This is a genomic window from Serratia sp. A07, from assembly GCF_058725505.1.
The window spans coordinates 1-732 of record NZ_JBZXDO010000223.1; the positions used below are offsets into that span (position 1 = coordinate 1).

The window sequence follows — 732 nt, forward strand, 5'->3', positions numbered from 1 at the left end:
ACCCCACCAATCTGGATGTGCTGGCCATCCTCGAGTCCATTGGCTGCATGGCGATTGATGACTATCAACGCAGCGGTGTCGGCCAGAGTGATATCGAGGCGATGATGGTGTCCATCCAGGAGGCCCGCGACGCCACGCCGTGCGTGAGCGTTGACGCGCAGGCGCTGGAAACCGTGGTGTCACTTGCGGCACTGGCGATAGATGCCGATGACCCGCTCAGCAAGGACGGCGAATTTATCGACGATATGGCCGCCATTGAGAAAGTGCGCACGGCGTTGAGGCGTTAAACCGCTTTCAGGCCGCTAATGGGGCGGCCTGCATGAGCTGGAGGGGAAGTTTGGCCGCGCGTAAAACACCTTCCCGCCGCCTGCGGCGGCCGGCAGGAGAGGGCGTGCGGCTGCGCCGCCCGCTGTCGCTGCCGTTCGGGGCCGACATCGCTGATTAACGGTGGTTTGTCTATTTCTGTTCCTCCTTATGCTGATACTGCTGTTGTTACTGTTTTATCTCTTCCTCCTCTTCTTCCTGTTCTTTTTCCCTTTCCTGGTGGTGTTCAGCTGCGTGGTGGTCTGGGCGTCCGGTCGGCTGTCATGCTTCGCACAGAGCCGGCTTCGCCGTCTCTGCCCGGCCCTTCGGGCAGCGGGTTTCCATCCTGACGCAAGGGCACGCTTGCAGCGGCAAGATTGCCGCGCCGCGCCAGGCTCACCGCCCGGCGGTGCCGGGCTTCAAGGCCGC

Annotated in this window: 2 protein-coding genes and 1 pseudogene; all 3 read left to right on the forward strand. The window is 62.4% G+C overall.

What is annotated here, in order from left to right:
- Positions 1–287, forward strand: a 287-nt coding sequence (locus AC4PR2_RS29395) for a DUF1380 family protein (protein ID WP_492176112.1), incomplete at its 5' end; no start/stop codon positions are given.
- A 32-nt stretch (positions 288–319) separates the two neighbouring features.
- Positions 320–445 (forward strand): hypothetical protein, encoded by a 126-nt coding sequence (locus AC4PR2_RS29400; RefSeq protein ID WP_492176113.1) that lies wholly within the window; start codon positions 320–322, stop codon positions 443–445.
- Positions 446–474: 29 nt separating this feature from the next.
- Positions 475–732, forward strand: a pseudogene (locus AC4PR2_RS29405) (hypothetical protein); the annotation flags it as partial.